Annotated in this window: 10 protein-coding genes; 4 read left to right on the top strand and 6 right to left on the bottom strand. The window is 73.1% G+C overall.

Features of this window, described 5'->3' with window-relative positions:
• Window positions 1-102: 102 nt before the first annotated feature.
• Window positions 103-852 (top strand): IclR family transcriptional regulator, encoded by a 750-nt coding sequence (locus tag HCC61_RS26890; RefSeq protein WP_346777404.1) that lies wholly within the window; start codon window positions 103-105, stop codon window positions 850-852.
• 465 nt (window positions 853-1317) lie between these two features.
• Here HCC61_RS26890 and HCC61_RS26880 read toward each other — a convergent pair whose 3' ends face one another.
• The 4 genes from HCC61_RS26880 to HCC61_RS31340 form a co-directional block, all read right to left on the bottom strand.
• Complete coding sequence (locus tag HCC61_RS26880; protein ID WP_169139793.1) at window positions 1318-1818, bottom strand: GNAT family N-acetyltransferase; 501 nt, start codon at window positions 1816-1818, stop codon at window positions 1318-1320.
• Between the two features lie 303 nt (window positions 1819-2121).
• The gene (locus tag HCC61_RS26875; protein ID WP_169139791.1) at window positions 2122-3387 is read right to left on the bottom strand and encodes a DUF6596 domain-containing protein; all 1266 of its coding nucleotides are present in this window, start codon (window positions 3385-3387) and stop codon (window positions 2122-2124) included.
• Window positions 3388-3392: 5 nt separating this feature from the next.
• The gene (locus HCC61_RS26870; protein ID WP_169139945.1) at window positions 3393-3800 is read right to left on the bottom strand and encodes a YciI family protein; all 408 of its coding nucleotides are present in this window, start codon (window positions 3798-3800) and stop codon (window positions 3393-3395) included.
• 141 nt (window positions 3801-3941) lie between these two features.
• Window positions 3942-4367, bottom strand: coding sequence for a ClpX C4-type zinc finger protein (locus HCC61_RS31340; protein WP_169139789.1), 426 nt, complete (start codon window positions 4365-4367; stop codon window positions 3942-3944).
• 279 nt (window positions 4368-4646) lie between these two features.
• On the opposite strand from HCC61_RS31340, the gene HCC61_RS26860 reads away from it, so the two are divergent.
• Together HCC61_RS26860 and HCC61_RS26855 are read left to right on the top strand one after the other, a co-directional pair.
• Complete coding sequence (locus HCC61_RS26860) at window positions 4647-5252, top strand: dihydrofolate reductase family protein (protein ID WP_169139787.1); 606 nt, start codon at window positions 4647-4649, stop codon at window positions 5250-5252.
• A 194-nt stretch (window positions 5253-5446) separates the two neighbouring features.
• Window positions 5447-6337 (top strand): DUF4231 domain-containing protein, encoded by an 891-nt coding sequence (locus HCC61_RS26855; RefSeq protein ID WP_169139785.1) that lies wholly within the window; start codon window positions 5447-5449, stop codon window positions 6335-6337.
• 115 nt (window positions 6338-6452) lie between these two features.
• On the opposite strand, the gene HCC61_RS26850 is transcribed toward HCC61_RS26855, so the two are convergent.
• Together HCC61_RS26850 and HCC61_RS26845 are read right to left on the bottom strand one after the other, a co-directional pair.
• On the bottom strand, window positions 6453-10187 hold the full coding sequence (locus HCC61_RS26850; RefSeq protein WP_169139784.1) for a toll/interleukin-1 receptor domain-containing protein: 3735 nt from the start codon (window positions 10185-10187) through the stop codon (window positions 6453-6455).
• 156 nt (window positions 10188-10343) lie between these two features.
• Entirely contained in the window at window positions 10344-11312 is a 969-nt protein-coding gene (locus tag HCC61_RS26845) for a LysR substrate-binding domain-containing protein (protein WP_346777403.1), read from the bottom strand.
• A gap of 147 nt (window positions 11313-11459) precedes the next feature.
• Here HCC61_RS26845 and HCC61_RS26840 point away from each other — a divergent pair, with 147 nt between their 5' ends.
• On the top strand, window positions 11460-12620 hold the full coding sequence (locus HCC61_RS26840) for a PrpF domain-containing protein (RefSeq protein ID WP_169139783.1): 1161 nt from the start codon (window positions 11460-11462) through the stop codon (window positions 12618-12620).
• Window positions 12621-12898: the final 278 nt, after the last annotated feature.

Genomic DNA, 12898 nt, shown 5'->3' with positions numbered 1-12898 from the left:
CCCTGGCGCGAGGCCGGGCCGTCATGTGTCATTGAACGGACATACGGAGGGTGTCCCGGGGAGGTGAGGCACGTGCCGCGGACCAGTGAACCCGGGCGGAGCGTGAGTTCCAGGCTCCTCGACCTGCTGTTCTCCTTCAGCCCCGGCGAGAGCGAGCTGAGCCTGGCCGAGCTGTCCCGCAAGACCGGCCTGCCGCACCCCACCGCCCGCCGGCTCGTGCTGGAGCTGACCAAGACGGGTGCGCTCGAAATGCGCCCCGACGGCCGCTTCGGCATCGGGGTCCGGCTGTGGCAGCTGGGCACGCTCGCGCCGTTGACCGAGTCGCTGCGGACGATGGCGCAGCCCTTCATCGAAGACCTCTACACCGCCCTTCATCAGCACGTGCAGCTGGCCATCCTCGACGGTGAGGAAGCGGTGATCATCGAGCGTCTGTCCGCGCCGCGCGCCCTCGGGCTGGTCTCGCAGGTCGGCGGCCGGCTGCCGCTGCACTGCTCGGGAGTCGGGAAGGCGCTGCTCAGCCACGCCGGGCCGGAGCTGACCGGGAGGATCCTCGCGGGTGAGCTGCGGCGGTACACGCCCAGGACGGTCACCGATCCCGAGATGCTCCGCCGCGAGCTGGCCGAGTGCCGGCGTACGGGCAGTGCCCTCGTGCGAGGGGAGCTGACCACGGGCGCGGACTCGATCGCGACTCGCATCATGGACGGCGAGGGCCGCGTGGTGGCCTCGCTCTCGGTCGTGGTGCGGTCCGGGTCGGTTCAGCCGCAGGCGGTCCTCGCTTCGGTCATCACCAGCGGGCTCGGCCTGTCGCGCAGGCTGGGCTGGCGTCCGGGCGTCAAGGTGCGGGACGGCTGAGAAGCGGTCCTGACCCGCGACCGCGCCACTCCTGCTCATCGGGGCGCTCGCGGGCTTCGGCTCCAACACCCAGACACTGGTCAACGCGTTCATCGGCGGGCTCTACCCGCCGCAGGCGCGGGCGACCGCGCTCGGATGGGCCCTCGGCGTCGGCCGGATCGGCGCGATCACCGGCCCGACGTACGGCGGCTACATCCTCACCCGCATCGACGACGGCTCCCTCTCCGCGCACTGGAGCTTCTACGCCTTCGCCATCCCGGCGGTGATCGCGGCGGTACTGACCGTCGCCGTCCCGCGAGACCGTACGAACGACCCTGCCTACGCGGTCAGTTCACGTGCGCCGGCCGAGCCCACCCCGGTCGCCGGGGACTGAGGGCCCGGTCGGAGTCCGTCTCTCGCCATGGTCTCTCGCCACGCACCCATCGGGTCCCGGGCGTCGACCCGGCCGGGCGCGGGGCTACGGGTCTACTGCCGGGGCACCAGGTCGAGCCGGTACCAGCTGCCCGGCTTGCCGCCGATGTCGGCCGGGTCCGCCGGTCCGTCCCGGGTGAACCCGGCCTTCGTCAGCACCTTCTGGGACGCGGTGTTCGCGTGGGCGGTGGCGGCCCACAGGGTGCGCAGCCCGTGCCGCGACGCCGCCAGCCGGCACAGCTCCCGTACGGTCGCGGTCGCCACGCCGCGGCCGGTGACGTGCTGCGCGACCCGGTAGCCCAGTTCCGCGGTGCCGTCCTCGATGTCGACCAGGTTGAACCGCCCCAGTACCGAGCCGTCCTCGGCGACGAGCACGTGGAAGGCGCAGACGCCGGCCTCCTGCTCGGCCAGCAGGGCGTCGTACCGCTCGGCGAACCGGTCGAAGTAGTCGTCGCCGCGGTCGGAGACGGAGGCGGCGAAGTAGGCGCGGTTCGCCAGCTCGAAGGCCAGGACCGCCGGGGCATGACCGGCACGCAGCCGCTCCAGCTCGGGCACCGCCCGACCGTATCGGAAGGGCGCGCAGCGGCCACGTGGGTTTTCGGGCCCGCGACTTGGAGGCCGGTGTCGGTGTCGTGTCGTGTCGTGTCGGCGTCGGCGTCGGCGTCGGTGCCGGTATCGGTGCCGGTACGGGTGTCGGTATCGGTGTCGGTATCGCCGTATCGGCGGAGGTCAGGGCAGGGGAGTGCCGCCGGTGGCGTTGACGATCTCGGCGGTGATGCAGCCGGACTCCGGCGAGGCGAGGAAGCCCCGCGCCCCGCACGGCGGCACCGCCGCACCGCTCCACCGCCGAGCCCCGCCTCAGCCGCGACGGAGGGTGTTGAGCCGGGCCGCCTGGCGGGTCAGATGGTCGCGTTCGGCGAGGTCGGGTGCCTTGCGGGCCGCCTCCGCGTACAGCCGTGCCGCCGTCGCCAGGTCGCCGTCGCGCTCGTGGAGGTAGGCCGCGACCGCGTCGCGCCGGGGCACGGGCTGCTCCTTGCCCGAAGCGCTCAGGGAGTCCTCCAGCGCCGCGAGTTCCGCCAGCCCGGCCCGCGGCCCGTCGGCCTCGCCGACGGCCACCGCACGGTTGAGCCGGACGACCGGGCTGTCGGTCAGGCGCACCAGCTCGTCGTACCACTCGACGATCTGGACCCAGTCGGTCTCCTCGGCGGTGGCGGCGTCCGCGTGCAGCGCCGCGATGGCGGCCTGCGCCTGGAACTCGCCCAGCCGGTCGCGGGCGAGGGCCGCCTGAAGGATCCCGACCCCCTCGGCGATCGCCCCGGTGTCCCAGCGGCCGCGGTCCTGCTCGGCGAGCGGCACCAGGCTGCCGTCGGGAGCGGTACGGCTGGCGCGCCGCGCGTGGTGGAGCAGCATGAGCGCGAGCAGCCCCGCCACCTCGGGGTGGTCGATGGCGGCCGCGAGCTGCCGGGTGAGCCGGATGGCCTCGGCGGCGAGGTCGACGTCGCCGGAGTAGCCCTCGTTGAAGACGAGGTAGAGGACGCGCAGCACGGTGGAGACGTCGCCGGGCCGGTCGAACCTTCCCCGTCCCCTTCGGGCAGGGGAGACCTCGTGGCCGGAGACCGTGCGCTTGGCCCGGCTGATCCGCTGCGCCATGGTCGCCTCGGGCACCAGGTAGGCCTGGGCGATCTGGCGGGTGGTCAGCCCGCCGACCGCGCGCAGCGTGAGCGCGACCGCCGACGAAGGCGTCAACGACGGGTGGGCGCACAGGAAGTAGAGCTGGAGCGTGTCGTCCACCGAGGACGCGGGGCCCGGTGCGGGCTGCTCCTCGACGAACTCCTCGCGGCGGCGGCGGGCGGCGTCGGCCCGGGTTGCGTCGAGGAACCGCCGCCAGGCCACGGTGACCAGCCAGCCCTTGGGGTCCCGCATGGGCTCCCCGGACCGTTCCGCGTCCGGGGAGCCGGTGGAGGTGCCGGTCTGCCGCATGCGGACCGCCTCGACCAGCGCGTCCTGCACGGCGTCCTCGGCCGCCGCGAAGTCGGCTCCGCGGCGGACGAGGATCCCGAGCACGCCCGGTACGAGGCTGCGCAGCAGGACCGCCTCGTCCGCCTCGTCTGCCTCGGAGGTCACTCAGGTCACTCCGTGATGGTGGGCGGCTCGGTCAGGAACGGGCGCAGCTCCAGCCATTCGTGGATCGGCTTGCCTCCCGCGCCGGGGGCGGCCGACAGTTCCCCGGCCAGCTCGACGGCGCGCTCGTAGCCGTCGACGTCGATCACCATCCAGCCGGCGATGAGGTCCTTGGTCTCTGCGAACGGGCCGTCGGTGACCGGCGGGCGGCCCTCGCCGTCGTACCGGACGAACGTCCCCTCGGGTGCGAGCGCCTGGCTGTCGACGTACTCGCCGGTGCGCTCCAGCCGGGCCGCGAAGTCGTTCATGTACTGCACGTGCGCCGAGATCTCATCCGGCGTCCACTGGTCCATCGGCACGTCGTTGGCCGGGGCGGGGGCGCCGCGGTAGTGCTTGAGCAGCAGGTACTTGGCCATCGTCTTCTCCTCGGTGCTGGTACGGCCCATTCTGGCCGCGCTCACTACGGGGACGGAGCCGGGCACGGGCTCTCGACATGGCCGCCGGATTTTTTTCCGGGCTCTCCTGGACCGGCACCCGGGAGGGCCGCGGGCTGGGCGTCACTCCCCGGCGGACTCCGCCCCGTTCCCGGTCTCGGTCCTGGCCCCGGTCCCGGTCCCGGCGAACCGCTCCCACGCGGACTGCCGGCTGATCCCGAGGGCTTCGCCGATCCTTGCCCAGGCGACGCCCCGCCTGCGCAACTCCCCCACCCACGCGCGCAGATCGGCCTCTGCCTGATCGATGTGCGCGGCGACGCGCGGAATGTGGCTCAGCATCTCCCCGTCCGCCAGCGACTCCCAGACGGGTACGCGCGGTCGCGCCGGGCCGCCGGAGCTCTCGTCGATGACCGAGGCGGCCAGGGCCACGCACTCGTCGCAGATGTGCACTCCGGCGCCGGCGACCAGCTTGCCGACCTCGGTGTCCGGCTTGCCGCAGAAGGAACAGCGGGCGATTTCGGTGACGGTGCCCGGCGATGTCGCGGTCACGGCGCACTCCTCGTCGTCGGCTCTTTGTCAGGGTGACCCTGACAAAGCTAGACGGTGCCAGACGTACCGGCAATGGGTGAACGCAGCCCGGTACGGGCCGCCGGCAGGGACGGGAGGGGACGGGGCGGGGCGGGGACGGCCGATGAGTTTCCCCGCGGTCCCCGGTCACAGAACGCAAGGAGCGACCGTGAGGACGCCAACGCCCTTGCTGCCACGGGGCGTTCGGCCCGTCCGGGCCCGCACGCGTACGGTCGCGTTTCGGCGACGGACAGGAGAGCCATGAGGATCGTGGCCATCGAGCACATCACGCTGGACGGCGTCATGCAGGGACCCGGCCGGCCCGACGAAGACACCCGCGACGGCTTCGCCCACGGCGGCTGGGCCGCTGAGCGCGCCGGCGACGAGGCCGTCACGAGCGAGTGGGGCCGCCGGCTGGCCGCCAGCGGCGGATACCTTCTGGGCCGCCGCACCTACCAGGAGGTTCTGGGGCACTGGAACGCGGAAGGCGGTCCGTTCCGTGACGCCCTCAACAACGCCCCCAAGTACGTGGCTTCCGGCACCCTGACCGAGCCGCTGCCGTGGCCCAACTCCACGCTGCTCGGCGGCGACGTCCCCGCGGCGGTCGCCGCGCTCCGGGACACCCCGGGCGACGATCTGCACATCATGGGCAGCGGCGGGCTGATCAAGTCCCTCGCGCCGCGAGGCCTCGTCGACGAATACCTGCTGTGCGTCCACCCCGTCGTCCTGGGCTCAGGCCGCCGTCTGTTCGCCGAAGGCTTCGCCCCTTCCGCGTTCGATGTCGACGACGTCACCACGTCGGCCGGCGGCATCCTCGTCGCCCGCTACCGTCCCCGCCCCTCGGCCGGGGCAGGGCACGGGAGTTGACGATCCCGCCGCGGGAGCGTCCGGGTCGAGCGCCCCCGGACGGCGGCGCCTCGACGGAGGAGGACGGACCGCACGGGCCAACCGAAGTGACCCCAACGGAGACCGTGGCGCCGGGAGTTGAGCAGGGCGCCGCCCCAACGCCGCCCGGTGGCACCCGCCTTGGCGGCTCCGCTACGCCCTGTCATCATCCTTCTATGACGGGGCCCTCACGGACCGCGGCGATATCCGCCGTCTGGGATCAGCAGAGCGTGTGGTCCCAGGCCGCGGGCCGGCTCAAGGCACAGGTGGTACGGGCCCGGGTGGCGGCGCTGGCGCTGGGACTGGCGGCGGCGGCGCTGGGCACCGCGGCCTCCCAGGCGCTGATGTGGAGCGAGTCCGCCGGGAGGGCGCTGGCCTTCGCCGCGGCGGCCGCCGCCGGATGCGCTCCGCTGGCGGCCCGGCGCGGCGGACCCGACACGGTGAGCGAATGGATCCGGGTGCGCGCCGTCTCCGAGGCGCTCAAGGCCGAGTCGTATGTATGCATGGCCGGAGCCGGCGCCTACCGGGGCAATGAGGCGGCCGGTGAGCTGCTGCGCGAGCGGGCCCGCGGGTTCGTCGCGGACGGCGGGGACCTGCTGCGGCACACCACCGGCATCACTCCCGAGGAGCGTCCGGTACCCGGCGTACGGGACGAGGAGTCGTATGCGGAGCTACGGCTGCGGCGGCAGCTGGAGGGGTACTACCGGCCGCGGGCCGCGTACATGAGGCGCAAGGTCGGGCTGCACGAGCGGATCGAGTTCGCGCTGGGCGGGCTGGGTGCGGTGATGGCGGCGGTCGCCGCCACGTGGGGGGTCGAGCGGCTCGCGGCGTGGGTCGCCGTCGCGGCTTCGGCCGGGGTGGCGGTGACAGCCCATGCGCTGGCGCAGCGATACGCCTACCAGCAGCTGGAGTTCACACGCACCGCCGAGGAGCTGGAGCGGCTGCTGGAGGGGTGGTCGGCCGGCGCCGAGCGGGCACCGGAGGCCGCCGACCGGTTCGTGGCCGAGTGCGAGCACGTGATCTCGGTGCAGAACGAGGCGTGGATGATCCGCTGGACGGTGGGCTGAGCCTGCCGGACCCGCCACGGCGTCCGGCAGGCATGCGGTCGGTGCGTACGCGGCCGGTACGTACGTGATCGGTACGTACACGTACGGGACCTGCGTACCGGTCAGCGCGTACCGGTCAGCATGGCCAGCGGAAGCGTTCCCCGGGCGCCACGTCCTGCCACTCCCGCACGCTGAGCCTTCGGCTGACCATTCCGCACAGCGAGGAGACGCGTCCCTTGGCGGTGACGTCGACGACGGACGTGCCGTAGCGGCCGGCGGTCACCACGCTGTCGCCGTCCGGGGCGATGCCCACGGCTCCGCGGTCGTGCACCGTGGCGATCCGCGGGCCGACGGGCCGGCGGCTGGACAGGTCCCACAGCGTCACGGGCAGGGGGTCCACGAGCCCGCGGTCCGGGTAGCCCACGACCGCGAGCCGGCGCCCGTCGGCGCTGAACTGCACGTCGTACGCGCCCGCTTGGGGCACGAGCTCGCCGCTGCTCCTCCTGCCCGTCCGCACGTTCCACAGCTCCACGGACCGGCCGGGGTAGAACACGGTGGCCAGCGTCCCTCCGTCCGGGCTCAGCGCCGAGCCGGACGCCGAGCCGGACGCATTGCGCACGGTCCGCAGCAGGCGTCCGGAGGGCGCGTCCCGCACGCTGATCGTGCCGCCGCGTCCGGTGGCGGCGAGCGTGGTCCCGTCGGCGCTGAGGGCGACGTCATCGGCGTACCCGTCGGTCCTCGCGACGGTACGGGGCCGACGGGCGGGATGGGCCATGTCCCAGGCGACGACCTTGAACTGCCCGGTGAGCGCCGCGTACAGCTGCCTGCCGTCGGGTGAGAAGACCAGGGACGCGACATGGTTCTTGCTGTCGGCACCCGCGTCCAGCCTGGATATCCGCCGGCCGTCGCGTATCCGGAAGACCTCCACACGGAGCTTCAGCAGTTGATCGCTGCGGTCTCCCGTGGCGACGGCGACCATCGAGCCGTGCCGGTCGAGGGCGAGCGCGCCCTTGATGCCCGAGACCTCGAACTTCCCCGTGCGGCGGCCGGTTCGGGTGTCCCAGGTGCTCACGCCGCGGCTGGTGGCCGAGGCCACGGTGCGTGCGTCCGGGCTGATCGCGTACTGGCCCTTCTGCCCGGGGACCGGCAGGTGCTTGCTGACACCTCCCGAGCCGCCCTTGTTCCACAGCACGACCGAGCCGTCGGCCGCCGCCGTCGCTACGAGCGATCCGTGCGGCGTGTCCGCTTCGGCGTCCGACTCGGCGCGGTCGAACTCCGGCGCCTTCCGGCCCTTGCCCGCCCCGATCGCCTCCTCGACGCTGTCGGCGGACTTGATGCGCCGGTGGTCCGGCAGGTCCCAGAGCTCGAACGGCTTCTCACCGGCGTGGGCGAAGACCGCATAGCGTCCGTCGAGCACGGCGGGGCCGCCGCCCTCGCGGGAGACCACGGCCTTGCCGGGCACCGGCACCTCCGGGTGCTCGCCTCCCGGCCCGTAGAGACGGGTCTCGCCCGAGACGTTGAACAGCATTCCGTCGTCGGCGGTGAAGGCCACGAAGCTGCTGTCCTTGGCGTCGAATGCGCGGGTGTGCTGCTCGGAGTCGGGGTCCTCCAGGTCCGCGACGTCCTTGAGTTCGGGCCGGTCGTCGTCCTCGCACAGGACTCTGCGCCCCGAGGGCGCCAGGGTGGCCAGGCAGTCGAGGGTTCCGAGGGAGCGATGGCGGCGTACGTCCCACACCACGTCGGAGGGCTCGTCCGGGGAGCTGGGGAGCGAGCCGGCCAGCAGATGCCTGCCGTCCGCACTCAAGGCTCCCCATACGAACCGCCCGCCCACGCCCCCTTCCGCCGCCGTGAAGCTGTCCTTGACCTGAAGCGTCCGCGTGTCGACCAGATCGACCTGCGCGCCGTCCACCGACAGCACCGCCATGGTCCGGCCGTCGGCCGACAGGGAACGGGGGCCGTCCTGCGAGTAGAGCAGGCTGCCCGGCAGCAGTCCCCGGCTGCGTGCCCGCTTCACGTCCCACACCTCCGTGCTCGTGTCCCGGTCGATGAGGAGGACGTCTCCCTTGCGGCTGAGCGCCAGCTGCTCCACGGTGGCGCCGCGCGGGGCGACGACGGTGCGCACCGAGTCGAACTCGTCCAGCTGCTCCGCGACGGCGTTCCTCGCCTCGGCGGTGTCCGCCTGTCCGCGCGCGGCCAGCGCGTACTGGACGGCCTTCTCCGGATCGGTGTCCGCCACGTCGCCGGAGAGGGCGGCCAGCTTGCGGGAGAGCGCCGCCCGGTACTGGTCCTCCGCACCGGCCTGCCCCGCGGCGACGAGCCCCGACAGGAGGACGACCACCGCCGTGCCCGCGGCCAGCGCGGAGCGGACGCGGAGCGCCCGCCGCCGTACGGAGGTGCGGCTGGCCTCCAGATAGTGCCGCTGCCTCTCGGTGAGCCCGGCGCGGAAGTCGTCCTCGTCCGGGGTGTGCCGCCGCCACGCCTCGGCGACGGACAGCTCGTCGGCCCGCAGCAGCAGCCCGTCACTGCGGCCGCCCTCCCACCACTGGTGGGCGAGCACGGCCAGCCGTGAGTGGAAGGCCGCCCACCGGTGATGCTGGTGCACGAAGGCGGCGATGTCCTCGACGCCCTGGGCGAGTTCGTCCTCGTCGGGCTCCACCAGCGACAGGTTCTGGTACGCCGTCAGCTCGCTCCACCCGCGTTCCCGCATCACACCGCTGGTGCTGCCGCGCTCCAGCGCCGGGTCGATCACCACGGGAAGGATCCGCTTGCGCAGCTCGATGGCCTGCCGGACCTCGTCCCAGCAGTACGTGGACGCCAGGGCCTCCCTGCTCAGCAGCACGACGAACGCGTCGGAGGTGCGGACGGCACGGGATATGGACTCCCGCCACTCCTCGGACGGGCTGATCGCCTGCCAGTCCACCCACAGTTCGCCCAGCCGCTCCTCCAGGCGGTCACACAGCCTGCGCGCGAACTCGGTGTCCTTGCGGGAGTAGCTGAGGAACACCTTGCTCGTGGACTCGGCGGGCCCCTCGTCCGCACCGGCGCCGCCGTCGAAGGGGTCCGTCTTCGCGGCGGCCCGCAGCAGCGAGTTCCGCAGCAGGAGGGCGCAGCCGACGGCGAGCAGAGCCGCCGCGCCGACCAGGACCGCCCAGTACCACTGCCGGTCGTACGTCGGCCCGAACAGGCTTGAGGCGACCTGCGCGTCGGCCCACCGCGCGGCCCTCTCGGCCTCTGGCGAGATGGGACGCCGGTCTCCCGTGAGCATCAGCCGTAAGGCCGTACGGATCGCCCAGGCGTACGCCCCCGACAGCGCGGCGGTGAGCAGCGCCTTGACGACGAGGGACGACATGGACGGTGCCGCGGGCAGCCCGGTGATCGTCTCCTCGTGGCCGCCGGAGCCGGGCAAGTGGCTGCCGGAGCCGTCCAAGTGGCTGCCGGAGCCGGGCAAGTGGCCGCCGGTCCCGGCCGCTTGACCGCCGGAACTCTCCGAGTGGTCACCAGCGCCCGCCACTTGATCGTGGGGTTCCTCCAAGTGGTCGCTGTCGCCCGTCACTTGACCGCCGGAACGGGCCACGGGACGGATCTCGACCGCGCCGGACACGGCGAACACGACGACGATCAGGGGCAGCGCGAGCACGGCCCGGAAGATCGCCCTGTCGTGCGGGACCACCGTGAGCAGGCCGGCGCAGAGCGCCAGCATCGCCACCGGCAGCGCGAGCGTCTGCACGCGCAGCAGCCCCCGCCACGACCACCTCGCGGTGAAGCGGGCTCTGCGCATCCGCCACAGCGCCGCGAACGGAGGAAACGGGAAGAACGCGAAGAAGGGGATCAGCAGCCCGGCCAGGGCCAGCCACGGCCCCAGCAGTGGCACGAACACGGTCCATGCCGCCAGGCACGCGGCCGACCAGACGGCGGTCCCGCTCGACCGTAACCGCCGCAGTACCGCCCGGAGTTCCCCCGTCACGCTCGCAGAACCGGCCACATCCGCCCCCTCGCCCCGTCGGCAGCCCGCTCGCCGCGCGGCAGTTTAGTGCGGAGGCGGCGAATCGTCCCTTCGCTTCCGGCCGTCGGCCCGCCGAGGGGTCGCGGAGCCGGCGCCCTCCCGTACGACCTCCCGCAGGATCTTCGCCATCGCCGTACCGACCGGCGACGGCGCGCGGTCCGCCGAGTGCGCGAGCATGATGCGCCGCACGGGGGCCTGGCCGCCGAGGTCCAGCACGCGCACGTCCTCGCGCACGCCGCTCAGGGCGAGTTGCGGCACCAGCGCGACACCTAGACCGGCGGCCACCATCGCCTGCGCCTCCTGGTAGTCGTGCGCCTCGAAGGCGACCGCCGGTTCGAAGCCGGCGGCCTGGCAGGTGCGCAGCAGCACGTCCACGACGGGGTGGCGGTCGGCCCTGGTGATCCAGCGCTCCCGCGCGAGTTCGCCGAAGCCGGTGCCGGTACGGCCCGCCAGGCGGTGCCCGGCGGAGACGACCAGCCGCGTCGGGTCCAGGAGCAACTGCTGGATGCTCAGGCCCCGTTCGTCGAGGCGGGACCACTCGTAGTCCCAGAGGACGGCCATCTCGATCTCGCGGGTGTGCAGCAGTTCCAGCAGCCCGGCGAGGCGTGCGCTGCGCACCGTGAGGGAGACCCCCGGGTGCCGCGCGGTGAAGCTGGTGATCGCGAAGGGCAGCAGCGAGGCGCCGAAGGTGGGGAAGGTGCCGAGCCGCAGGGTGCCGGCGCGCGCACCGCGGATGTGCTCCAACTGCTCTTCCAGCGCTGCCAGTTCACGCTCCATACCGGCGACGTGCTCGACGACGGCGCGCCCCGCGTCCGTGAGGTCGACGCCTTTCGCGTGGCGGTCGAGGACCTGTAGCCCCAACTCGCCCTCCAGCTTGCGGATCTGCTGCGAGACCGCGGAGGGCGTGTACGCGAGGCGGTCCGCGGCGGCGGTCATCGATCCGTACCGGGCGACCGCGGCCAGCAGTCTCGACCTGCCTATGTCCACGTGCACACGCGGAATCTAGCAGTGCCTTAAGCAGAACTTAACCCTGCGTGGAGAGATGGGAGATGGCGTTCAGGCCCCACCTGTAGCAGGGTGTGGCCCACTTGGCGTACAGATTGCATGCAACTTGCATGGCGAGTGGGAGGCGGGCGGACGATGCAGGTACCGGCGGTACTGATGCGGGGCGGGACCAGCCGGGGACTCTTCTTCCACGAGGCCGACCTCCCCTCCGATCCCGGACTGCGGGACCGGTTCATCCTGGCCGCGTACGGCAGCCCCGACCCGTACCGCAGGCAGGTCGACGGCCTGGGCGGCGCCACCTCCGCGACCAGCAAGACGGCGATCATCGCGGACGGCAGCCACCTCGGCGTCGACGTGACATACGAGTTCGGGCAGGTCTCGATCGACCATCCGCTCGTGGACCGCACGGGCACCTGCGGCAACATGTCCGCCGCCGTGGGCGTCTTCGCCGTCGAGGAGGGGCTGGTGCAGGCGACCGACCCCGTGACGCGGGTGAGGTTCCTGAACCTGAACACCGGCAAGACCGTCGCCGCGCACGTGCCCACCCGCGGCGGCCGGTACGACCCGGCCGGCGACTTCGCCATCCCCGGGGTCCCCGGCACGGGGGCGAGCATCCGGCTCGACTACCTGCAACCGGGCGGCGCCGTCACCGGCGAACTGCTGCCCACGGGGCGGCTGGTCGACGAGGTGGAGGTCCCCGGGCTGGGCGCGGTCGAGATGTCCGTCGTCGACGCCGCGAACCCGCTGCTCTTCGTCAGGTGGGAGTCACTCGGCCTGACCGGCAACGAACTCCCCGACGAGATCGACTCGGACCCCGCGCTCCTCGCCCGGCTCGAACTCATACGGGCCTCGGCGGGAGTGCACATCGGCACCGCGTCCTCCCCCGAGGATGCGACGGCGCGCACCCCCTCGGTGCCCAAGCTCGCCATGGTCGGTGCTCCGCGCGACTATCCGCTGGCCGACGGCATGGTGCAGCATCGCAACGGCCAGACACTGCGGGCCTCGATGATGTCGATGGGCCGGCTGCACCGCTCGTACGCGCTGAGCGGCGCCATCTGCACGGCCGTCGCCGCGGTGATCCCCGGGACGGTCGTCTCGGGGGTCGCCGGTACGGAGCCGTCGGCGGGCGAGATCCGCATAGCTCACCCCTCGGGCGTGCTGCCGATGACGGCGCAGGTGGAGCGGGACGGGGACGGGTGGTCGGTCCCCGTCGTCTCCGGCTACCGCACGGCGCGGCGGCTGATGGCCGGGGAGGTCGTCGTACCCGACTCGAAGGTCGGCGCCGTGCCCGCGTAGCGAACCGAGAGGACGACCCGGTCCGGAGCCCCGGCCGGACGAGGCAGCCCGGGCGGGCCCGGCGGTCCGGACCCGGCGGCCGGGGCCCGGCAGCCCGTACTCCATGCCCCGTACTCCAGGGCCCGAACTCAATGACCCGTACTCGATGACCGGACTCCAGGGCCCGGACCCGAACGGGACCCACAGCCCGAACAGCCCCGACAGCCGCATCAGTTCACAAGACCGGCGAACCCCCCGCCACAGGCCGTGCCGATCGCAACCCGCCAGCCGTTCAAGCT

The organism is Streptomyces sp. HNM0575 (genome assembly GCF_012726265.1).
Taxonomy (GTDB): domain Bacteria; phylum Actinomycetota; class Actinomycetes; order Streptomycetales; family Streptomycetaceae; genus Streptomyces.
The sequence above is the reverse complement of the archived record's forward strand: the minus strand, read 5'-3'. Positions and strand labels throughout refer to the sequence as shown.

Coding starts and splice junctions, on each gene's coding strand:
- HCC61_RS26870 (WP_169139945.1), bottom strand. CDS start 3,800: ATGGCCAAGTACCTGCTGCTCAAGCACTACCGCGGCGCCCCCGCCCCG.
- HCC61_RS26840 (WP_169139783.1), top strand. CDS start 11,460: ATGCAGGTACCGGCGGTACTGATGCGGGGCGGGACCAGCCGGGGACTC.
- HCC61_RS26860 (WP_169139787.1), top strand. CDS start 4,647: ATGAGGATCGTGGCCATCGAGCACATCACGCTGGACGGCGTCATGCAG.
- HCC61_RS26855 (WP_169139785.1), top strand. CDS start 5,447: ATGACGGGGCCCTCACGGACCGCGGCGATATCCGCCGTCTGGGATCAG.